Annotated in this window: 24 protein-coding genes; 1 reads left to right on the top strand and 23 read right to left on the bottom strand. The window is 47.1% G+C overall.

The window, feature by feature from the left end; translation table 11 throughout:
* Positions 1–13: 13 nt before the first annotated feature.
* From ccpN to rpsU, 18 genes are all read right to left on the bottom strand, one after another.
* On the bottom strand, positions 14–652 hold the full coding sequence (gene ccpN / locus QMZ64_RS04735) for a transcriptional regulator CcpN (protein ID WP_025804968.1): 639 nt from the start codon (positions 650–652) through the stop codon (positions 14–16).
* Between the two features lie 197 nt (positions 653–849).
* Complete coding sequence (gene glyS / locus QMZ64_RS04730) at positions 850–2,889, bottom strand: glycine--tRNA ligase subunit beta (protein WP_301441146.1); 2,040 nt, start codon at positions 2,887–2,889, stop codon at positions 850–852.
* A complete protein-coding gene (gene glyQ / locus QMZ64_RS04725) occupies positions 2,882–3,769 on the bottom strand; it encodes a glycine--tRNA ligase subunit alpha (RefSeq protein WP_265626285.1) in 888 nt (295 codons plus the stop codon). The genes glyS and glyQ overlap by 8 nt, the downstream gene beginning before the upstream one ends.
* 331 nt (positions 3,770–4,100) lie before the next feature.
* Positions 4,101–4,871, bottom strand: a complete 771-nt coding sequence (gene recO / locus QMZ64_RS04720; RefSeq protein WP_075752269.1) for a DNA repair protein RecO — start codon at positions 4,869–4,871, stop codon at positions 4,101–4,103.
* 37 nt (positions 4,872–4,908) lie between these two features.
* Positions 4,909–5,052 (bottom strand): YqzL family protein, encoded by a 144-nt coding sequence (locus QMZ64_RS04715; protein WP_003183626.1) that lies wholly within the window; start codon positions 5,050–5,052, stop codon positions 4,909–4,911.
* A 161-nt stretch (positions 5,053–5,213) separates the two neighbouring features.
* Positions 5,214–6,119 (bottom strand): GTPase Era, encoded by a 906-nt coding sequence (gene era / locus QMZ64_RS04710; RefSeq protein WP_023855242.1) that lies wholly within the window; start codon positions 6,117–6,119, stop codon positions 5,214–5,216.
* Positions 6,100–6,510, bottom strand: a complete 411-nt coding sequence (locus tag QMZ64_RS04705) for a cytidine deaminase (protein ID WP_065644190.1) — start codon at positions 6,508–6,510, stop codon at positions 6,100–6,102. The genes era and QMZ64_RS04705 overlap by 20 nt, the downstream gene beginning before the upstream one ends.
* A 132-nt stretch (positions 6,511–6,642) precedes the next feature.
* The gene (locus tag QMZ64_RS04700) at positions 6,643–7,023 is read right to left on the bottom strand and encodes a diacylglycerol kinase family protein (protein ID WP_265626281.1); all 381 of its coding nucleotides are present in this window, start codon (positions 7,021–7,023) and stop codon (positions 6,643–6,645) included.
* Positions 7,001–7,477, bottom strand: a complete 477-nt coding sequence (ybeY, locus tag QMZ64_RS04695; RefSeq protein WP_075752265.1) for an rRNA maturation RNase YbeY — start codon at positions 7,475–7,477, stop codon at positions 7,001–7,003. Before ybeY ends, QMZ64_RS04700 begins: the two co-directional genes overlap by 23 nt.
* Positions 7,474–9,528: an HD family phosphohydrolase gene (locus QMZ64_RS04690; protein ID WP_223254788.1), complete on the bottom strand. Its 2,055-nt coding sequence runs from the start codon at positions 9,526–9,528 to the stop codon at positions 7,474–7,476. Before QMZ64_RS04690 ends, ybeY begins: the two co-directional genes overlap by 4 nt.
* Before the next feature lie 164 nt (positions 9,529–9,692).
* Entirely contained in the window at positions 9,693–10,652 is a 960-nt protein-coding gene (locus tag QMZ64_RS04685; RefSeq protein ID WP_048350460.1) for a PhoH family protein, read from the bottom strand.
* Entirely contained in the window at positions 10,649–11,845 is a 1,197-nt protein-coding gene (gene yqfD, locus QMZ64_RS04680; RefSeq protein WP_265626279.1) for a sporulation protein YqfD, read from the bottom strand. Before yqfD ends, QMZ64_RS04685 begins: the two co-directional genes overlap by 4 nt.
* Positions 11,846–11,862: 17 nt before the next feature.
* The gene (gene yqfC / locus QMZ64_RS04675; protein WP_020452247.1) at positions 11,863–12,144 is read right to left on the bottom strand and encodes a sporulation protein YqfC; all 282 of its coding nucleotides are present in this window, start codon (positions 12,142–12,144) and stop codon (positions 11,863–11,865) included.
* Positions 12,145–12,199: 55 nt separating this feature from the next.
* A complete protein-coding gene (locus QMZ64_RS04670) occupies positions 12,200–12,652 on the bottom strand; it encodes a hypothetical protein (protein WP_243943066.1) in 453 nt (150 codons plus the stop codon).
* 29 nt (positions 12,653–12,681) lie between these two features.
* A complete protein-coding gene (gene floA / locus QMZ64_RS04665) occupies positions 12,682–13,674 on the bottom strand; it encodes a flotillin-like protein FloA (protein WP_020452249.1) in 993 nt (330 codons plus the stop codon).
* A gap of 23 nt (positions 13,675–13,697) precedes the next feature.
* Entirely contained in the window at positions 13,698–15,017 is a 1,320-nt protein-coding gene (locus QMZ64_RS04660) for an NfeD family protein (RefSeq protein WP_243943064.1), read from the bottom strand.
* Positions 15,018–15,160: 143 nt separating this feature from the next.
* On the bottom strand, positions 15,161–15,607 hold the full coding sequence (locus QMZ64_RS04655; RefSeq protein WP_023855244.1) for a GatB/YqeY domain-containing protein: 447 nt from the start codon (positions 15,605–15,607) through the stop codon (positions 15,161–15,163).
* A 14-nt stretch (positions 15,608–15,621) separates the two neighbouring features.
* The gene (gene rpsU / locus QMZ64_RS04650) at positions 15,622–15,795 is read right to left on the bottom strand and encodes a 30S ribosomal protein S21 (protein ID WP_003183654.1); all 174 of its coding nucleotides are present in this window, start codon (positions 15,793–15,795) and stop codon (positions 15,622–15,624) included.
* 184 nt (positions 15,796–15,979) lie between these two features.
* On the opposite strand from rpsU, the gene QMZ64_RS04645 reads away from it, so the two are divergent.
* Positions 15,980–16,915, top strand: coding sequence for a Na/Pi symporter (locus QMZ64_RS04645; RefSeq protein ID WP_243943063.1), 936 nt, complete (start codon positions 15,980–15,982; stop codon positions 16,913–16,915).
* A gap of 18 nt (positions 16,916–16,933) precedes the next feature.
* Here QMZ64_RS04645 and deoC read toward each other — a convergent pair whose 3' ends face one another.
* The 5 genes from deoC to dnaJ all read right to left on the bottom strand — a co-directional run bounded on the left by deoC (position 16,934) and on the right by dnaJ (position 21,928).
* Positions 16,934–17,605, bottom strand: coding sequence for a deoxyribose-phosphate aldolase (gene deoC / locus QMZ64_RS04640; RefSeq protein WP_301441145.1), 672 nt, complete (start codon positions 17,603–17,605; stop codon positions 16,934–16,936).
* 87 nt (positions 17,606–17,692) lie between these two features.
* The gene (mtaB, locus tag QMZ64_RS04635; protein ID WP_301441144.1) at positions 17,693–19,048 is read right to left on the bottom strand and encodes a tRNA (N(6)-L-threonylcarbamoyladenosine(37)-C(2))-methylthiotransferase MtaB; all 1,356 of its coding nucleotides are present in this window, start codon (positions 19,046–19,048) and stop codon (positions 17,693–17,695) included.
* Between the two features lie 2 nt (positions 19,049–19,050).
* Positions 19,051–19,818 carry a 16S rRNA (uracil(1498)-N(3))-methyltransferase gene (locus tag QMZ64_RS04630; RefSeq protein WP_243943058.1) on the bottom strand — a complete coding sequence of 256 codons (768 nt, stop codon included), beginning with the start codon at positions 19,816–19,818 and terminating at the stop codon, positions 19,051–19,053.
* Between the two features lie 23 nt (positions 19,819–19,841).
* On the bottom strand, positions 19,842–20,777 hold the full coding sequence (gene prmA / locus QMZ64_RS04625) for a 50S ribosomal protein L11 methyltransferase (RefSeq protein ID WP_065644201.1): 936 nt from the start codon (positions 20,775–20,777) through the stop codon (positions 19,842–19,844).
* A 23-nt stretch (positions 20,778–20,800) separates the two neighbouring features.
* The gene (dnaJ, locus tag QMZ64_RS04620) at positions 20,801–21,928 is read right to left on the bottom strand and encodes a molecular chaperone DnaJ (RefSeq protein WP_065644202.1); all 1,128 of its coding nucleotides are present in this window, start codon (positions 21,926–21,928) and stop codon (positions 20,801–20,803) included.
* Positions 21,929–22,005: the final 77 nt, after the last annotated feature.

Genomic DNA, 22,005 nt, shown 5'->3' with positions numbered 1-22,005 from the left:
ATTTGAAGTTACTCTACATGATTTCATTTTCAGATAAGCCGACTAAAATTTTTGTCATGTTCGTTTTCGTAATTCTTCCCACAACTTCATAGCCTTTTTCTGTATCTTTTACAACAGGCAGTGCGTCAATTTGTTTTTCAATAAGCATCTTGGCAATGTCCAAAATGAAATCGTCGCGCCTGCAAAGCGTAATGTTCGGCATTCTCGTCATTATGATATGGACGGGTATTGAAGGGAGCTCCTGTTTGCCGATGCTGGCTCTGAGCAAGTCTTTTCGTGAAAGTACACCGACTAAGATGGCATTATCATCAACGACAAAAAGCGTTCCTACGTCCTCTAAAAACATCGTGCAAATCGCATCATAAACGGAGACATTTTCATGAATGACCACCGGAATGGACTGGAAGTCTTTCACCTGCAGCTTTTTCAGCTTATCAGCCAAGAGCTGCGTGCCCGTCTTTCCCGTGTAGAAATAACCGACCCGCGGCCTTGCTTCCAAAAATCCTGACATCGTCAATATCGCCAAGTCCGGACGAAGTGTAGCCCTTGTCAGATTCAGCTTTTCCGCGATATGTTCTCCGGTAATCGGCCCGTTCTCTTTGACAATCTGCAAAATATGCTCCTGACGTTTATTTAGTTCGATCGTACTCACCACCTTTAAGCCGAAGCTCACAATTCGTTCGTTATGTATAAAAGTCGATAACATATTATAACGCATATGAAGACTAAAATAACAGCAATTACAATTGAATTCTATGAAAAAGACAGGCACAATTTGACAAGGATGTGAAAAACCGATTTGAGCAAAAAGACGATTGCCAGCTTGTCAGCAACCGTCTTCTGCGGTGTTTATTTTACAATGATGGCATTGATGTTTGCAAAAGATCGGATCAGCTCCGCAAGGCTTGCCATTTGCGCCAGGCGGTTCGCTTTTAATCTTTCATCTTCGGCATGGACCATCGTGTGATCAAAATAAGCTTCGATCGGCTCTTTCAGCTTGGACAGCTCACTGAAGGCGCCCTCATAATCTTTTGCTTCGTAAAGGCTTTCTAATTGCTGTCTGCACGCCTCATAAGCTTTGAAAAGCTCCTCTTCTTGAGGGTTTTCAAACAGTGACGCGTCAATGGCTTTCGTTTCGCTCTTTTTGCTGATCGAAATAACCCTTGCCAGCGCTTCAGCCGTTTCTTTAAATTCCGGTTTTGCTGCAGCCGATTCAAGGACAGCGGCTTTTTTGACAGACGAATACGGCTCAAGGTTCGAGCTTTCGAGCACGGCATCCACGACATCGTAGCGGATGTTTTCCGCTGTTAATACGTATTTGAGGCGCTGTTTAAAGAATTCAAGCAGTTCGCTGTTTGCTTCCTGTCCGGCAAACGCAGCCAGTTCTTTGAATGAAATGCCCCAGTTCCGGTCAAGCAGGATTTGGACGATGCCGCTCGCCTGTCTTCTCAGTCCATACGGGTCCTGAGATCCTGTCGGAATGACGCCGATTTTAAAGAATGAAGCGACCGTATCAAGTTTATCCGCTAATGCGACGACGGCGCCGACGATTGATGAAGGCGTTTCCCCTCCGGCTTGTCTCGGCATATAGTGCTCATTGACAGCGAGCGCCACTTCTTCTTTCTCACCGAGCATCCGCGCATATTTTTCACCCATGATGCCCTGCAGCTCAGGAAATTCGTAAACCATGTGTGTCACAAGGTCGAATTTTGAAATGTGCGAAGCGCGCTTGATCAGCTGCACCGTCTCTTGATCCGCACCGATGACGTCAGCGATCCGTTCAGCAACCGCCTCAGTGCGTCTCACTTTGTCTCCAAGCGATCCCAATTCTTCGTGGAAAACGATCTTTTCGAGCTTTTTCACATTCTCGTCAATGTTTAATTTTTGATCTTCTTTATAGAAGAAGGCGGCGTCTGAAAGCCTTGCTCTCAGCACTTTTTCGTTCCCTCTCGCCACGTTTTCAAGGGCGCGGCTGTCTCCGTTGCGGACGGTCACAAAGTAAGGAAGCAAATCGCCGTTTTTATCTTTGACAGGGAAATAACGCTGATGCTCTTTCATCGTTGTCACGAGCACCTCTTCAGGAATTGCGAGAAATTCCTCTTCGTACGAACCGAACAGAACCGTTGGATATTCAACCAGATGGGTAACCTCATCCAGCAGATCCTCGTCTCTCGGAATGTCCCAAGACTTTTCAGCCGCCAGTTCGTCAAGCTGCTTCACGATCAGCTGCTTCCGTTTGTCCGGATCGGCAATCACAAACTGACTTTCCAGTGCCGCTTCGTATTCAGAAGGTGCGCTCAAGTCGGCTGCTTTTCCGAGGAAGCGGTGACCCTGTGTTGTGCGGCCGGTTTCGACATGAGCGACTGAAAACGGAACGACTTCACTGCCGAACAGCGCGACGATCCATTTAATCGGCCTGATATATTTCAAATCTTCGCTGCCCCAGCGCATGTTTTTTGGAAAGTGGAGGCTTGTCACCAAGTCGCCGAGCTCAGGAAGTAATGAAAACGTATCCTGACCTTTTTGGAATTTTTGCACAAAAACATATTCCGTTCCTTTGATGTCTTTAAAATACAAATCTTCCGGACTTGCTCCTTGCCCCCGTGAAAAGCCGATGGCCGCCTTTGTCCATTCGCCGTTCTCGTCAAGGGCGATTTTCTTTGCCGGTCCTTTCGCTTCTTCTGTTACATCGTCCTGCTTCTCCGCCACGTTCTCGACAAGAACGGCTAGTCTTCTAGGAGAGTTATACAGCTTAACGGAGCCGAAGGCAATATTTTTTTCCTTGAGCCAGCTTTCCAGTTTTTCACCAAACTGAGTCATGCTGTCATGCATGAAGCGCGCCGGCATTTCTTCTAATCCGATTTCTAAAAGCAAATCTTGATTACTCATGTGAAGCCTCTTCCTCCTTCAGCATTGGGAAACCCAACTTTTCGCGTTCATCATAATACGTTTTCGCCACTTTTCTGGCCAGGTTTCTCACCCTACCAATATATCCTGTGCGCTCCGTCACAGAAATCGCTCCTTTTGCGTCAAGCAAGTTGAACGTATGCGAGCATTTCAGTACATAATCATAAGCAGGATGGACAAGTCCCTGATCCATCTGGCGGTTTGCTTCTTTTTCATATGTTGCAAACAATTCGAACAGCATGTCGACGTCAGATGTCTCGAACGTATAGACGGAATGCTCGTATTCAGCCATCTTGAACAGATCTTTTATCGTATAGCCGTTCGTCCATTCGAGGTCAAAGACGTTTTCTTTGTCTTGAATATAAGAAGCAAGGCGTTCAATCCCGTATGTGATTTCAACAGAAACCGGTTTGCACTCAAGCCCGCCGACCTGCTGAAAATAGGTAAACTGGGTGATTTCCATGCCGTCAAGCCACACTTCCCAGCCAAGCCCGGCGCAGCCGAGCGACGGATTTTCCCAGTTATCCTCGACAAAGCGGATATCATGCTCCAGAGGGTCGATTCCAAGGGCTTTTAATGAATCTAAATAAAGCTCTTGAATATTGTCGGGAGACGGCTTAATGATCACCTGGAATTGATGGTGCTGATAAAGCCTGTTCGGATTGTCCCCGTATCTACCGTCCGCAGGGCGTCTTGACGGCTCCACATAAGCGACTTTCCAAGGTTCAGGACCAAGGCTCCGCAAAAATGTATATGGACTCATCGTTCCTGCACCCTTCTCTACATCATACGACTGCAAAAGTACGCATCCTTCATTGGACCAGTGCTTTTGCAGGGTCAGAATCATTTCTTGAATATTCAAATGAAGCACCTCCACATAACGTGTTTTCAAGTTTAATTTTTGGCATAGGGCTGGTTTGGGCAGAAAAAAACTCCCGTCCCTATGCTTGTTTGCCCACAAACATAGGGACGAGAGTTCTCCCGCGGTTCCACCCTAATTGCTGAGAGGAAATGTCTCAGCCTCTTTTTTAAAAGTTGCTCAGGGAATGCCTTTCATTACGCTCTCATCCCCGGCTTTCACCGCCCCGGAGTCGCTTCAATGAGGCCGTGCGCAATTACTTCTTTCCGTCAACGCAACGTCATTATTTAATCCAATCTTCATGACATGATCTTATAAAAAGATGAAGAGGTTGTCAACTTTTGTTTTCATCGCCCAGCATCTTTTTCATATTGTCCATTTGTTCCATGAAGCGCCGCGATTTCAGGTATATCCCTGAGTACTCGTCATAGTACGTCTGAATGACCCTTTTCAGCTCATCCTTCGTCTCCTGTTTGACCGAGACATTTCCGAGCCTTGACAGGTCAAAATAAAAAAACAGCCTCAACAGCCTGGCGGATGCGGGAGACAGCGGTATCCTGTATGGATCTTTCGCAAAACAGCGGTGGCAGATAAAGCCGTTGTCGCGGATCGAAAAATGAAATGTGCCGTCTTTGCTTTTGCAGTGCACACATTCATCCAGCTCCGGATACAGCCCCATCACGCTGAGCATTTTAACTTCGATAAGGTTGGCGATAATGTCGGGATCTGTACCGTCATCGAGCCTCCTCATCGACTGAAGAAGCAGCTCAAATAAAAACGGATTCGGTTTCTTTTCCTCCGTTCCCTTGTCGATTAATTCAGCGATGTAGGCCGCATATGCTGTTAAAAACAGATCCTCGCGGATATGCCTCATGCTTTCGATCATCTCGCCCTGCTCCAATGTGCCGAGACCGGATGATTTGCGGAATAAAAAAGAAGCATAAAGGAACGGCTGGGAAATCGCTGACAAGCGGCTGTTCGGCTTTTTGGCGCCCCTTGCCAGCACACCGATTTTCCCGTGTTCTCTCGTCAACAGCGTAATGATTTTATTTGTTTCACCATAGTCATTTGTACGAAGGACGATACCTTCACATTTCGTCAGCATATGTGCACCATCCAAAAATTGGAGGGGTCAAGCATGATCACAAAATTGGAAAGTCAATTTGCGCTAGCTCTTCTTCAAGTACTTCGGGTCTTTCCAGGTTCTCCTTTTCCAATTCTTTAAAAAGGAGGTACGTGTCAACGCTTCCTGTTTGTGAAAATACATTCCAAGTAAAATTCAACATAAAAAGCCCCACCTTTCTGTTTATAACTAGCTTTTTAAACATCCAAATTCTTAAGATTATCTTGACCTTGTATCCTCCATTTCATGTTAAACAATTTTTTCTAATATATCTTTGATTTCGAGAGATTTTGTCACGACTAAACCGCGGTCAAGCTCTGTCCGTTAATACTCGTCTTCTCTAAATCCAAAATCACGAAGCTGAGACATCTTGTTGCGCCAGTCTTTCTGCACTTTAACCCACAGCTCTAAAAACACCGATGATCCGAGCAGCGCCTCGATATCGGTTCTTGCCCGCTTGCCGATTTCTTTAAGCAGACTGCCTCTTTTTCCGATGACGATCCCTTTTTGCGAGTCGCGTTCGACGACGATGGTCGCGCTCACATACACAGAACCGTTTTCCCGTTCTTGAATGGACTCGATCGAGACCGCAATGCTGTGAGGGATCTCTTCCCTTGTCAGATGCAGCACTTTTTCCCGAATCAGCTCAGAAATGATAAATCGCTCCGGATGATCGGTCACCTGGTCACTCGGGTAAAACTGCGGACCTTCCGGCAAATAATCCTCAATTTGCTTTAAAAGCGTATCGATATTATTTCCCTCAAGGGCGGAGATCGGAACGATTTCCTGAAACGGATACCTGGTTCTGTACTCATCGATTAGCACAAGAAGCTCATCCGGATGAATCCGGTCGATTTTGTTGACGATCAAAAATACCGGCGTCTTGACTCCTTTTAAGCGCTCGATGATAAATTCGTCGCCTTTTCCGTAGCCTTCCTCTGCATTGATCATAAACAAGATCAAGTCGACTTCCTTTAAAGTGTTCTGCGCCACCTTCATCATAAAATCGCCCAATTTATGCTTCGGTTTATGAATGCCCGGCGTATCGATAAAAATCGTCTGGGATGTATCGGTTGTCAGCACACCTTGCACTTTGTTTCTTGTTGTTTGCGGTTTGTCGCTCATGATGGCGATTTTTTGGCCGATCACGCGATTCAAAAATGTAGATTTTCCTACGTTTGGTCGTCCGATAATGGAGACAAATCCTGATTTAAAGCTTTCCTGTGTCATGTAAGTCCTCCGATGAAAATGCTCCTGGCAGTAATTCTTGAACCGTCATTTCTTTGACTTGGCCATTCAGATTGGTTAAGATGACAGGCATGTTTGCTGAACAAAGTTCGGAAATCACCTGTCTGCACGCTCCGCACGGCGACACCGGACCCGGCGTATCCGCAGCGACGGCAAGCATCTTAAACGATTTTTCCCCTTCCGAGTAAGCCTTGAACAACGCTGTCCGCTCGGCGCAGTTGCACAGGCTGTATGCAGCATTTTCAATGTTGCAGCCTTTGTACACCTTGCCGTCCTCAGTCAAAAGGGCAGCGCCGACTTTGAATTTCGAATACGGAACATATGCAAATTCCCTTGCTTTTAAAGCTTCTGCAATCAATTCTTGTTTAGTCAATGTGTGTATTCCTTCCTATAGCGGTTATGGTACCGCTAACACTTTTATTTTACATAAAAATGGCTTCTTTTTCACGCCCAAATCACAAATGTAAAATTTTTGTAAGAATTGAGCACAATGAAAGGCACGGCATCAAAACAATTTTGACAAAAAGATGAGTAACCCAATCATACACGAAACGGCCGCAAACACGCAAACCGCCCCGGCCGCCGCGTCCTTTGCCGCCTTTGCAAGCGGGTGATTCTCTTTTGTGAAAAGGTCGATCGTATGCTCCACAGCCGTATTCATCAGCTCCAAGGCGAGCATTCCGCCGATCAGGATCAAGATGATGGACCATTCGATCAGAGTCAGCCTGAAGAAAAAGCCGCAGGCGATCACGAGGATGGCGGCTCCAGAATGAATTCTAAAATTGCGCTCCGACATGAACGTCTTGACTATTCCTGTAAAGGCGTTTGAAAAACTCCATTTCAGACGGCGCCATTCGTTTTGTTTATGAGGATCTTGAGAGCCCATATCGATTCAAAATTTCCTTTTGCTTAGTGAACATCTCTTTTTCCTCTTCCTCTGTCATATGGTCATAGCCGAGGAGGTGCAAAAAGCCGTGAACCGTCAGAAAACCCAGCTCTCTCATCAGTGAATGCCCGTATTCTTCGGCCTGTTCTCGTGCTTTATCAGCGCTGATGATGATATCTCCGAGAACGGGCGGCATGTCAGCGCCGATAATTTCAATCTCTCCTTCGCCGTCTTCTTCAAGGGCAAATGAAATGACGTCAGTCGGATAATCTTTGCCTCTGTACTCTTTGTTGATTTTTTGTATCTCTTCATTGTTGACGATCGTAACCGAAACTTCGGCGCCGTCTGCGACGCCTTCCTCTGCCGCTGCGAATTGAAGAATCTTCTCAATTTCAGCAAGCTGGTCTTCAGGGACCCGTCCGGTCTCGTCTGTGATATCTAGAATTAAACTCATGTGTGTTTCACCTTCTGTTTAGGATTAGCTTCCGGATATTCGATCCGGGAATGAAAAATGCCTTTCAGCGTTTCGCAGAGCGTCTTCGCGATAATATTGAGCTCTTTTAAAGTCAAATCGCATTCGTCAAACTGCCCGTCCTGCAGCTTATCTGATATGATCCCGCGCACCAGCTTTTCAATCCTTTCGGGATTCGGGTTATGCATTGAGCGGACGGCTGCTTCGACGCTGTCGGCCACCGAGATGATCGCCGCCTCTTTTGTCTGGGGCTTCGGACCGGGATAGCGGAACTCTTCTTCAGTCGTCTGATCGCCTTTTTCTTTCGCCTTATAGTAAAAAAACTTGAGCAGCGATGTGCCGTGATGCTGTTCGGCGATGTCGACAAGCTCCTTCGGCATTTTATGATCCCTCAGCATATCGGCGCCGTCTGTCGCATGGGCAATGATAATGTTTTTGCTCAGCTGCGGAGAAAGCTTGTCATGCGGATTATCAATATTCATTTGGTTTTCTATAAAATATTGGGGCCGCTTTGTCTTGCCGATATCATGGTAATAGGCTCCGACTCTTGCCAAAAGCCCGTTTGCTCCGACAGCTTCGCATGCCGCCTCCGACAAGTTCGCAACCATAACGCTGTGATGGTATGTGCCGGGTGTTTCGGTCAGAATTTTGCGGAGCAGCGGATGATTCGGGTTTGAAAGCTCGAGAAGCTTCATCGTGGACAGAATCCCAAAGCCGCTTTCAAAAAACGGCATGAGCCCGAGCACAAGAACTGACGATCCGATGCCGGACACCGCTCCCATGACAAGGTATGTACCCATCTCAAGTCCGGTTTGCGCCGTGTTTTGAATGAGCTGCAGGGTAAACAGGACGACGATGTTGATCAGGGAGACAAACAAGCCGGCCTGGAGGATTTTCGCCCTCGCATTATGCTTCCCTAAAAACAGTATACCCGCCATCGAGCTGATCAAGAAATACGTTCCGATTCCATAGTTAAACGTGCCTGTCACACCTTGGTTAAACATCATGCTTCCGCAAATGGAAAGGATCATGCTCGACAGGATCGCCAGCCTTTCATTGATCAGCAGTTTAATGAGCATCACGCCCATCGCAATCGGCACGAGATAGCCGATATGGCCGATTTCAAGCTGCTGAAACAGGCTGATCACTTCCATGACGATTAAAACGATCGCTGTAATCAATGAAAACAGCATGAGCGACTTATTTTTCGGAATCCGGCTGCTGTACTGCTTTTCGAAATAGTAAACCAAAGCTGAGATGAAAAGCGCGATTAAAAGCAGCAGTCCGCCGACAGGCTTGAAGATGTTGGCTCCGCTTAAGAGTCCTGTCAGTTCAAGCTTTCGATAGACTTCCCTGTCGATCAGCTGATTTTCCTCAACGAGTATCTGCCCCTGCTTGATCTGCACCTGCTGCACGCTGTCAGCCGCTTCCTGACGCTTCTGCTCCGTCTTGTCGGGATCGTATACATAGTTGGGAATGATTGCAAAGCGTCCGATTTCATCAGCGGCGTTTTTTAATTTTGAAGGTATCGAATTACCTTTCAGCTCTTTCGTTACATGCTCTTTCGCTTCATCAAGCTTGCCGGCGCGGATTTCTTTACTCATCACGTCATTGACGGCGGTGATGACCGAATCCTGTGTCATGGAAAGCTCTCCGTCGCTGGCCTTCAGCAGGTGTTTGACTGAATCCTGCGACAGCGAGTCCGTCACATCTGAAGTCAGCTTTTCTTCAACAGATTTGATCTGGTCTTTTTCAGACGGGGCCTGCTTGTCTTTTTTCTCTTGTTCTGCGCTTTCTTTTTTCACTTCTTTAATGATGTCGAATATTGATGAGACAAGGTCGACCCTGTTGTCAGAGTACTCTTTTTTCAAGGTGTACTGGTCGGGAACTTCCTCTCTCGCTTCCTGTTTTTTATTAGCTGTTGCCTTTTGATCTTCGACTGTCGCCGGCGCATAGATCGTATTCTCGCTGATCGAAAATAAATCGAGGTCGAGAGACTCGGGCCTCACATGGAAAAACAACAGGATGAACATCAGCGCGGATAAAGCCGCATAAAGAATGACGGGAAGGAAACGGCCGTTTTCCAAGCGGATGAGCCGAAACTTTCCGTCTCTTTTTTTCTTTTTCAACAAAAGCACCTCTTTTCCCGCGGGAAACTAAAAAATGACCCGATAACGGGCGATCGGGCCATTCGGAATTATTTTGACTTTTCGTATGCTTCAATAATACGGGCGACAAGCGGGTGTCTGACCACGTCCGTCTGATCCAGTTCAACAATTGAAATGCCTTCGATATCAAGGAGCATCTTTTTTGCAACGGCAAGCCCCGATGTGACGCCCTTCGGCAAATCGATTTGCGTAATATCGCCTGTAATGACCATTTTAGAACCAAAACCCAATCTCGTCAAAAACATTTTCATTTGTGCCGGTGTCGTATTCTGCGCTTCATCCAAAATCACAAATGCGTCGTCGAGCGTTCGCCCCCTCATGTAAGCAAGCGGCGCGATTTCAATCGTTCCTCTTTCAAGCAGCCGTGCCGTATGATCCGTTCCGAGCACATCATGGAGCGCGTCATAGAGCGGCCTTAAATAAGGGTCGACTTTCTCCTTTAAATCCCCAGGCAAAAACCCGAGGCTTTCCCCTGCTTCAACAGCTGGTCTTGTCAAAATGATTTTTTTGATGCGTCCGTTTTTCAGTTCATGAACGGCCTTTACGACAGCCAAATAGGTTTTCCCCGTTCCTGCAGGGCCGATGCCGAAGATTAAGTCGTGCCTTTTCATGGCGGCGATATATTCTCTTTGACCGATGGTTTTGACTCTGATCGGTTTTCCTTTGGCGTTTTTCGTAATTTCCTCTTCATACATGCTTTCAAAAAACTCAAGCTTCTGCTTTTTCGCCATCTTGACCGCATACAAGACATCGCGTTCTGATATCTCGATTCCTTTGCGGATGAGATTCAAGAGGGATGCAAGCAGGCTGTCCACGATTTCAAACGTTTCTTCGTCTCCGGTCACATAGACGGTTTCACCGCGCGTGACAATCGAAATGTTCAGCTCTTCCTCCATTAACTTCAAATGGGAATCCTGGTTCCCAAACAGCGCTTGAGCCTCGTTCGGACTTTCCAGTTGCTGATGAATCGCAAGTAAGTGTTCTGTCATTCTTTAGTCTCCTGAACAATTGGTGTTGTTTGAACAATGTCTTCAATAACCTGGTAAAGGATGATCAATTTAACTTTACCATTCTCACTCGTTTCGTGCAAAACTTTTTCACTGATAATGTTCCCGTCGCTGCCGATTTTTTTCCTGATGTCTCTTTTTCCCATTTCGATCCCTTCAAGGACCGCTTCTTTTTTCGAGTACACCCTTTTGATTTGTTCGCTCTCCCTCGTATGTTCCTTTTCATACGCGACAGGAAGCGTAAAATTCATAAAATGCAGTGAGTGTTTTTCGGTTTCTGTCTTCGGGCGTGAGAACTCTTCTTTTTTAAAAGAAAAGCCCCAGACCGGCACGGAAAAAGAACCGAAGGATAGCTTGTGACTTGTCCTTACTTTACCCGTAAAAACCTCAAATGATGTCTCAAGCGGAACCGTTACCTTTGACTTGTACCAGGTTTCACCGTAGATTTTCCCTTTGGCTCCGACTTTTTGCTTTTCCTCTTCGCTCCCGATCAGTCCGGAAACAAGCATTTGCCCTTTTTCAACGTGCTGGTTCACGGTGACGAGCGGCTCGCCTTTTTCCACGAACATTTTCGAGATGGTTGCCCCTTTTTTGGCGACGATGTGCCTCGGACCAATATATTTTTCTTTGTCAGGTTCATTTTTTTCAACCACTTTCATGTGAAGGGCCGTGCCGTTTAATTCAATGCCCACCCAGGTGATGTTTTCGACGCGCTTTGTAAGCGCCTGCTGAATTTTTTCCGGGGTCAGCATTGTAAACTGAAGGCGGCCTTTTTTGACGCCGATTTCATTCAAGTGCTGTCTGATTTGATGTTCTGTCTCCGGATTGGCTCCTGTTATGTCAATCTTCCAAAGCATGTTGGACAATAAAAACATGATGATAAAAAAACCAGCAATTCCAATCGTGAAGCCGCTATTCCGTTTAGACTTCTGCACGAGGAAAGGAAAACCTTTTCGTCTGACGAATCGGCACTTGCAGTCAAAATCCCTGATGACCCTCCGGAAGGCATGTACATCAGAAAGCGGAATATAAAGAAAGACAGCGTCTTTCTTTTTCTTAACATTAAACATCGGGATGCTGCGCCTGGTGCATTCATTTAATAATCGTTCGATCCCCTTTCCCGTTATCTCAAGCTGGATCTTTCCTGAAAAAAAAGAAAGCCATTTATTCTTCACGATTCTTTCCCCCCGACTTATGAATCGATATAGCGTACGAGCTCAATCGTGCCTTCAAGCAGAATTTCCTCAGGCAAAATTGTTTTGATGACAAAGTTTTTACCTTGAATGATGCACTGCCCCTGTTTGAGCATCAGCCTTACTTCGGTATCGCTGAAAAGCAAAAGCCCTCTGTGGTTTTCAATATATATGTGAAGTCTTCCTATCATCGTGATTCTCGGAAGATCCATCATGACATCAGGGGGAATTTCCAATGTTCTTGTCAGCCACGCTTTGATGCGGTTTTTTCTTTGCGCCATAAAAAAAGAACCCCCTTTCATCTCATATGTATGAGTGATATGGGGGTTCTAATACTTAAATTTTAGGGCGGCGCCTCATTGTGTAATGCGGCTTTCTCGACCGTGGAGGGCCGAATACTTCGCTGAGTACAACGCCTTGGACAATCGTGTTTTTATTCAAATCGAGCAGCTCTTGTTTCCGGTTGATCACCCGGCTGCTCTGCTTTTTAATGGCCCGTTCAACGGCCGGCATGGACCGCTCGGCATCCGCTTGGATTCTGCGGAGCTCTGCGGCCATATCTTCGCTTTTTGCAGCAGCCGCAGCTGCTGCAGGCCGTTGTTTATTGTTTTCTGCCGGCCGGCGCTGTGCCGTCTGCTTCGGCGTCGTCTGCGTTTTCGGCCGTTCAGGCGCCGGTTTACGCTTTGTTTCTTCATTTTCATCATTTTTTCCGAGCTTGTTGAATATGAAGGAGATGGCTGCGATGATGGCCGCCATGATAATCGGATTGTCGAACAGGATATCAAGCAATGAGCTCCCTCCTTTTTACAGGGGCTTGTTTATTTATGATCCTCTTCATTTTGGTCTTTCGTCATCTTTCCAAAAGAATCGCGCATGTCTGTGTCGGCGTCGATGTTTTTCATATTAAGGTAGTCCATGACTCCGATCTTTCCGCTGCGGAGAGCTTCAGACATCGCAAGCGGCACTTCGGCTTCTGCCTCGACGACTTTAGCGCGCATTTCTTCGACGCGGGCGCGCATTTCCTGTTCTTGCGCAACCGCCATGGCGCGGCGTTCTTCCGCTTTCGCCTGGGCGATGTTTTTATCGGCTTCAGCCTGGTCGGTCTGCAGAATCGCTCCGATGTTTTTGCCGATGTCAACGTCAGCGATATCGATCGATAGAATTTCAAACGCTGTGCCTGAATCCAATCCTTTGCTCAAGACGGTTTGTGAAATCATATCCGGGTTTTCAAGCACTTTTTTATGATTATCGGAGGAACCGATTGTCGAAACGATCCCTTCGCCGACACGGGCAATGATTGTTTCTTCTCCCGCTCCCCCGACAAGGCGGTCGATGTTTGCGCGAACCGTGATTCTCGCTTTTGCTTTCACCTCGATACCGTCCATTGCTACACCGGCAATAAACGGCGTTTCGATGACTTTCGGATTAACGCTCATTTGAACGGCTTCAAGCACGTCACGGCCCGCTAAATCGATGGCCGCACATCTGGCGAATGTGAGTTCAATGTTTGCACGTTGGGCAGCGATGAGCGCGTTGACAACCCGGTCAACATTACCCCCTGCAAGATAGTGGCTTTCAAGCTGATTGATCGTAACATCAAGTCCCGCTTTATGCGCTTTGATCAGCGGGTTCACCACGCGGTTTGGAATGACGCGACGGAGCCTCATTCCGATCAGTGTGAAAATGCTGATTTTAACACCAGCGGCCAAAGCCGAGATCCACAGCATGACCGGGACGAATGTAAAGAAGACAGCTAGTAAGATGATTCCGGCTGCTATAATAAGCAAAAGAAACAGTGTTGACGGATCCATAATATTCCTCCTAATAATGTAATTTATAATTCTCTCACAACAATGCGTGAGCCTTCCACTTTAACCACTTTCACTTTCTTGTCCTTCGCGGTGAACGAGCCTTCAGATACGACATCAAGCCGTTCATCGCCGATGATGACCGTTCCGGACGGTCTGAGCGGTGTAAACGTGACGCCGGTTTTACCAATTAAATCGCGCCGGCTTTCATTTGACACATATCCGCTTTCCGTGCTTGTCGAGTCGGTTAAGATCAATTTTTTAAAAAATTTCATACGCTTCCCCAACACCCTTGTCAATAGAATGGATGCCGCTATAGAAACAGCAGTTGCAATCAAAATGGAGACGGCCATGACCTTAAAGCTTCCCGATGCTAAAAAGAGGCTCGAAACAATCGCGATCAGGCCGGCAATCCCTGCTATTCCGCCCGGCAGAAAAATCTCTAAAATGATTAAAATAATGCCTGCTGCAAACAGAAGGATCGTTTCCATTCCGGCAAGCCCGGCGACGAGATGACCGTAGAAAAAGAGCAGCAGCGCGGAGAGTCCCATAAAGCCGGGGATCCCAAAACCAGGCGAATAAAGCTCCACAATCAACCCGAGACTTCCAATTGAAAGGAGAATCGGAATCACGACCGGATGCGTGATGAACCGGGCCACCTTTTCGGCGAAGCTCACCTCGGCACGCTCGATTTTAGCATCCTTCAAGTTCAGCTTTTTCAAAAGATCATCAAGGCTCGAAACTGTGCCTTCTGAATAGCCGACTTCCAGCGCTTTGTCAGGGCTTAATGTGAGCAGCTCGCCCTTCGGCGCCCCAACTTCTTTAGCATCGACGTCAGCATCGGCCATCGCGAGAGCGTATTTCGGATCACGCCCGTTTTTTTTGGCTGCGTCTTCCATTTCAGCGAGCCACAGAGATTCCGACTTTTTATCAGCGGCATTTCCCTGCGTGTCAATGATCGCGGCAGCTCCCATTTTCCCGCCGGGCGCCATATAAATATCGTCTGCATTCAAGGCGAGGTAAGCGCCTGCCGACAGAGCCCTTCTATTCACATAAGCGGTCACCGGAATGTCGGAGTTATGTATCGTATCAGCCATGTCAAGGACTGCGTCGACCGCTCCGCCGGGGGTATTGATATCGAGTATGATATGTTTGGCATTCATATCTTCCGCTTCTTGAAAAGAGCGCTCAAGAAATTTTGAAAGCCCTTTTTCAACCGTTTCTTCAATCGGAATGACATACACTGTATCTCCATCCGCTTTCACGGTCAAATGAACGCCTAGTAATAAGAATAAAACAAAACCGCTGGCCAGAGCAACAAAAATTCTAAATTTTTTCAGCAGCAATGATGTCTGAGGCCTCCTTCCCCTATTATCATTAACATTACATACGTTATAAATGTAGCAAAGGTTTCATCTTTCTACTACTTTTCTATTGTATGAACACGCACAAAAAAAGACGCCTTTAATTGCTTAAAGGCGTCTTTTTCTTAAGACAGTTGTTTGCTGACAAGCTTATTGACAAGACCGCCGTCCGCCTTGCCTTTGACTTTCGGCATGATAGCGCTCATCACTTTGCCCATATCCGCTTTTGAAGAGGCGCCGACTTCGGCGATCGTCTCGTTGACGATGCCGAGCAGCTCTTCTTCCGTCAGCTGTTCAGGCATATAAGCTTCCAGAATGTCTAACTCTTTTTGAACTTTATCTACTAAATCTGAACGATTAGCGTTTGAAAATTCATGGAGGGAGTCTTTACGCTGTTTTAATTCACGAGAAAGAACAGTCAGTTCTTCATCATCGGTCAGCCTGTCTTTCTTAAGCTTGATTGCTTCGTTTTGAAGCGAAGCTTTGACCATGCGAATGACAGTCAGTTTGTCTTTCTCACGGTTTTTCATATAGAGCTTCATATCTTGATTCAGCCGCTCAAGAAGACTCATAAATCCACCCTCTTTTAGTATTTGCGCTTTCTTGCAGCTTCAGACTTTTTCTTGCGTCTTACGCTAGGTTTTTCATAAAATTCACGCTTTCTTGCTTCCTGCAAAGTACCTGTCTTTGATACACTGCGTTTGAAGCGACGAAGAGCATCTTCAAGCGATTCGTTTTTTCTAACGACCGTTTTTGACATTCTCTTTCCCTCCCTCCGAATACACCAATCGACTGCTTTAAAAAAAGACATACATATAAACATGTACTTTGACATTATAATATAAGCCTCCGGTAAGGTCAACCAAGGAGAACGTTTTATTGTTCAGTCATGATTTCGGCAGCTTGTCTGTATATATTTATAAAGGAGGCTGTTCGAAAAACTGATGATAATCCTGATCTTATTCATATTATTGATCGTTCTTTTTCTCAAAGGCATGAGCATGCTGAGAAAAGGCTTGATTTCACTGACATTTGAAAAAATCGAAAAGCGGCTGCTGTTTTTCACGGATCATCCGGTGAAAGCCTTTTTGGTCAGCATTGTATTTACGGGGGTTTTGCAAAGCAGCTCGGCTTTTATGGTGATCGTTATTGGCTTTGTCTCGGTAGGCGCCCTTTCATTTAAACGTTCGATTCCGCTCATTTTGGGAACAAACATCGGGTCCACCTTCACAACGGAATTTTTGGCAGTGAAGCTGGAATTTTTGATTTTTGCCCTCTTTGCCGCAGGTGCGGTTCTTTTCATTGCCGGAAAATCCCCTTTTCGGCAAGTGGGCGTAAGCATGATCGGCTTGGGTGTTATTTTTTTCTGTATCAGCGGCTTCAGCCGGCTTGCCGTGCCGTTGTCACAGCTAGACTCGGGCGCTTATATTGTGCAGCTTGCCGAAGATTCACCGCTTTACGCCTTGATCATCGGGACGGTTTTGACCGCGATGATTCATTCCAGTTCGGCGTGTGTCGGCATCCTGATGAGCTTTATGGATCAAGATGTCGTCGGTTTGACCGAAGCGATGAGCGTTGTTCTCGGCTCCAATATCGGGACATGTATCACAGCCGTGATGGCGTCCTTCAAAGGCGGAGCTGCAGCCAGGCAAACGGCTTATGCCCATGTGCTGTTTAATGTCATCGGTGTAGCAGCTGTATACCCCCTGCTCTCATCAATAACAGGCTTTATTTCCGGACTGTCGGCAAGCCCCGCTCAGCAGATTGCCCATTTCAGCCTGCTCTTCAACGTCGTCACGTCCCTATTGTTTCTGCCGCTCTCAAATCTGTTTCATTCGCTGATCATGTTTCTCATTCCAAACAAAAACCAGGCCCGGTAAACGCCTGGTTTTGTTTGATTAGTAGTCTTCATTCGCTGTTAAGCCTTTGACAATCGACACGCCCGCGCTTGCTCCGATTCTCGTCGCTCCGGCTTCAATCATGGCAAGGGCAATTTCCTTATCGCGGACGCCCCCTGAAGCTTTAACGCCGATATCAGGTCCGACATTTTCCCGCATCAGTTTTATATCTTGAACTGTCGCACCGCCGCCGGAAAAACCGGTCGATGTTTTGACAAAGTCGGCGCCTGCTTTTACGGCCAGTTCACAAGCGAGCCTTTTTTCTTCATCCGTCAACAGTGAGGTCTCTATGATGACTTTTACGAGAGCTTTGCCGGCGGCCGCGTCTGTCACCGCTCTGATGTCATGCTCCACGGTTCCGGTATCGCGATCTTTTAATGCACCGATGTTGATCACCATATCAACTTCACCGGCTCCGTCTGCGATCGCCTGCCTGGTTTCAAAAGCTTTTGTTTCCGGAGACGCCGCACCTAAAGGAAAGCCGATAACCGTGCATACTTTCACTTCTGAATCTTTAAGAAGCTCGGCGCACAGCTTTACCCAGCAAGGATTGACGCAAACGGAAGCAAAACCGTATTCACGTGCTTCTTTGCAAAGCGCTTCGATTTCGGATTTGACAGCATCAGGCTTCAATAGCGTGTGATCGATCATTCGTGCCATTTGTTTTGTCATCGTCCCGACTCCTTTTCAAGTGGTTGTCTCTTATGAGATTCGCAAAAAAGCCGGAACACCTTTTTGTGAACCGGCTGAGTTGATCATTTATGACGATAAGCGGATGTTTTCATGGACGCCGTCTTCGGCGACGCGGACGAACTGTCCTTTATTGTACGGATAGCCGGCTTTTAAGATCTTCACTTTAACAAGCTGGCCGATCAGGTCTTCGGAACCTTCGAAAACAACCTTCATATAGTTGTCCGTGTAGCCGACAAGCAGATTGTCTTCGCCCGTTTCCGTGAACGGCTCTTCCGGAATAATTTCCAGAACATCGCCTTCATAGTCTGATGCGTATTCTTTCGCAAGCTGATCTGAAAGGGCGATCAGTTTGTGAACTCGTTCGTTTTTCACGTTCTCGTCAACTTGGCCGTCCATGCGCGCTGCCGGGGTTCCGGTCCGTTTGCTGTACGGGAAGACGTGGAGCTCGGAAAACTTGTGTTCTTTAATAAAGTTGTACGTCTCCATGAATTCTTCTTCCGTTTCCCCCGGGAAGCCGACGATCACATCAGAAGTGACTGCGAGCCCCGGAAGAGCTTTTTTGAGTTTCGTCAGCCTGTCGGCGAAAAACTCCATCGTATACTTTCTTCTCATCCGTTTTAAAACGCTGTTTGAGCCGGATTGAAGCGGAATGTGAAGGTGTCTGACGATCTTGTCTGAGCGGTCAAGCACTTCGATCACTTCGTCTGTAATTTGGCTCGCTTCGATTGAAGAGATACGGATTCGTTTCAGACCTTTCACACGGCTGTCCAATTCTTTCAACAGCTGCGCAAAGTTGTAGTCTTTCATATCTTCTCCATAACCGCCGGTATGAATACCGGTCAAAACGATTTCTTTATAGCCGGCATCAACGAGCTGCTGCGCCTGGCGGATGACTTCCTCAGGGTCGCGGGAACGAAGCAGGCCGCGCGCCCACGGAATGATGCAGAATGTGCAGAAATTGTTGCAGCCTTCTTGAATTTTCAAAGAAGCACGCGTTCTGTCGGTAAACGCAGGAACATCAAGCTCCTCAAACACTCTTGCTTTCATAATATTGCTGACGCCGTTAATCGGCTGTCTTTCTTCCTGGTACTGCTTAATATAGCCGAGCATTTTTTCGCGGTCCTGCGTACCGACGACGATATCAACGCCTGGGATCGCCATGATTTCCGCCGGGGAAGTCTGGGCGTAGCACCCTGTCACGCAAATGACGGCGTCAGGATTTTGGCGGATCGCCCGTCTGATCACCTGGCGGCTTTTTTTATCACCTGTATTTGTGACGGTGCATGTATTAATGACGTATACGTCCGCCGAACTTTCAAATTCTTTTCTTTCGTAGCCGGCTTCTTTGAAAAGCTGCCAGATTGCTTCTGTTTCATAATGGTTGACCTTGCAGCCAAGTGTATGAAATGCAACGGTTGCCATTGTTATTCACCTCTTAATAACTCTGTATGATAAGAAACTGCCGCCAACGCGTACAGCGGAGCTGTTTCCGCCCTTAAAATCCGCGGACCGAGCCCGCAGGCGAGGGCTCCTTTTTCTTTAAGCGCCTCAATTTCATCCTCTGAAAATCCGCCTTCAGGACCGAACACCATGAGTACGGATGATCCTTCCGGCAGGCTTTTGAGCACGGATTGAAACCGGCTCGTCTCGCCTTGCTTTGATGACTCTTCGTATGCAACGACACATTTATCGAAGTCCTCAAGGCTCTCAAGCAAACGTTGAAACGTGTGAACCGGCGCTACATCGGGAATCGCGTTTCTGTGGGACTGTTCTGCGGCTTCTTTGGCGATTTTCGCCCACCTTTCCCGCTTTTTCTTTGCCTTTTTTTCATCAAGTTTAACAACGGAGCGTGATGCCTGAAAAGGAATAAACGAGCTTGCACCGAGCTCTGTCCCTTTTTGAATGATCCATTCCAGCTTATCTCCTTTAGGAAGGCCGTTGGCAATATGGATCTGGACGGGCAGTTCGCGTGTTTGCCCCGTCCATTCGATTACGCTCAATAAAACCTCTTCTTTTGTGACGGACTCGATCCGGCATTTCGCTTCATGGCCGTCTTTTGCACAGCAAATGACCTCGTCTCCGGGAGACATCCTCATCACGGTCGCAATGTGATGAACGTCTTCGCCTTTGATCGAGAACGCGGGTGCGGCTGTGACCTCTTGTTTTGATTGTTCGATAAAATATCGTTGCATACGCTTGTCACACCTACTAACGATTATTTTTTAGCGATGATGCTGACCCAGTCCTCCATTGAAAGAACCTCGACGATCGTAAAGCCTTCTTTCACCAGTGCATCTTTGACTTCCTGTTTTTTCTGCTGGATGATTCCCGACGTAATGAAATAGCCGCCGTCTTTCAACAGATCGTATGCCTGATCCGTAAAGCGCAAGATGACCTCGGCCAGGATATTGGCAACGATGACGTCTTTTTCTCCTTCAACGCCGTCGAGCAGATTATTTTGCTTAATCTCGATATGATCGCTGACTTTATTGAGCTTGGAGTTCAAGCGGGCGCTTTCCACGGCTACGGGATCGAGATCATATCCTTCAACCTGTTTCGCGCGAAGCATGGCTGATGCAATGCTCAAAATGCCTGTTCCCGTTCCGACATCCACGACCGAATCCCCTTCTTTCACATACCTTTCGAGCGCCTGTATGCAAAGTACGGTTGTCGGGTGTGTACCTGTTCCGAATGCCATTCCCGGGTCCATCTCGATGATGAGCTCATCCGTATGAACCGGTGTGTACTCTTCCCATGTCGGAACAATCGTAAACTTCTCGGAAATTTTTACGGGATGATAATATTTTTTCCATGCTGTCGCCCATTCTTCTTCGTTAACCTCGCTGATGGTAATCTTGTTTCGTCCGAGGTCAATATCATACAGCAGCAGATTATTGATGGTTTCCTTGATTCCTTCTACGGTCTCCCCCAAAAAGCTGTTGATCGGGAGATACGCTTTGATGATGACTCCTTCATCAGGATAATCATTGGGATCGAGCTGGTAGATTTCTCCGTATACATTCTCACGCTCTTTAATTAAATCAAGCGGATCTTCAATCACGACTCCACTCGCACCAGCTTCATGTAAAATATTCGAGATGGGCTCAACCGCTTCATGTGTCGTGTGAATGCAGATTTCGGACCATTTCATACTACCAACTCCTCATCCAATCATTAATCGCCTTTAAAGGCGCGCTTTACTTTATCGAAAAAACTCATTTCCTGTTCATCCGGCATATTTCCGCTCACTTCTGCAAATTCGCGGAGTATATTTTTCTGGTTTTCTGTTAAATTCGTCGGTGTCACGACGCGGACGACGATGTGCTGATCGCCTTGACCGTACCCGCGTACGTTGGCAACGCCTTTTCCTTTTAAGCGGAACTTGGTGCCAGTCTGCGTGCCCGCCGGCACTTTTAATTTTACTTTACCGTGAAGAGTAGGCACTTCGATTTCGTCCCCGAGCGCAGCCTGTGCAAATGTCAGCGGCATTTCGCAGTAAATATCGTCTCCATCGCGCTCGAAAAATTCGTGTTCTTGGACGCGGAAAACGACGAATAAGTCACCTGACGGACCGCCGTTGATCCCCGGTTCACCCTGTCCGGATACTCGAAGCTGCTGGCCGTCATCCACACCCGCCGGGATGGTGACATTGATTTTCTTGCGTTTTTTCACTTTTCCTGAACCGCCGCAAGTGGAACATTTGTGTTTAATTTGCTTACCGGTTCCATTACAGTAATGACATACTCTTCTGTTGACGACTTTTCCGAACGGAGTCGACTGCTCCATGTTCAGCTGGCCTGAGCCGCCGCAGTGTGAACATGTTTCCGGCTTTGTTCCCGGTTTCGCGCCTGAGCCGCTGCATGTTTCACATGTTTCTTCACGCGGAATTTCGATCGTCGTCTCTTTTCCGAAGGCCGCTTCTTCAAATGACAGTGTCATCGTATACTGCAGATCGGCGCCCTGCCTCGGGGCATTCGGATCTCTCCGCCTTGCGCCGCCTCCGAAAATGCTTGAGAAAATATCGTCAAACCCAAAGCCGCCGAAGTCGCCGCCACCGAAACCTCCGCCGCCGAATCCCTGATTTGGATCGGTGTGGCCAAACTGGTCGTAATGGGCCCGTTTTTGGTCATCAGAAAGTGTTTCATAGGCTTCTTTGACTTCTTTGAATTTTTCATCCGCTCCGGCTTCTTTGTTGATGTCCGGGTGATATTTTTTAGAAAGCTTGCGGTAAGCTTTTTTAATCTCATCTTTAGAAGCGCTCTTACCTACCCCAAGCACCTCATAGTAATCACGCTTACTCATCTCTTCACACTCCCGATTTTCTCACATAAATTAGATTGTATCATTTCAAATTATGTTTTTTCAATTCCTTTTGTCCT

Origin of the sequence: Bacillus sp. LB7 (genome assembly GCF_030449715.1) — a bacterium.
Lineage (GTDB): Bacteria > Bacillota > Bacilli > Bacillales > Bacillaceae > Bacillus > Bacillus paralicheniformis.
Note: the sequence above shows the minus strand (reverse complement) of the source record. Positions and strands in the feature narration are given on the sequence as shown.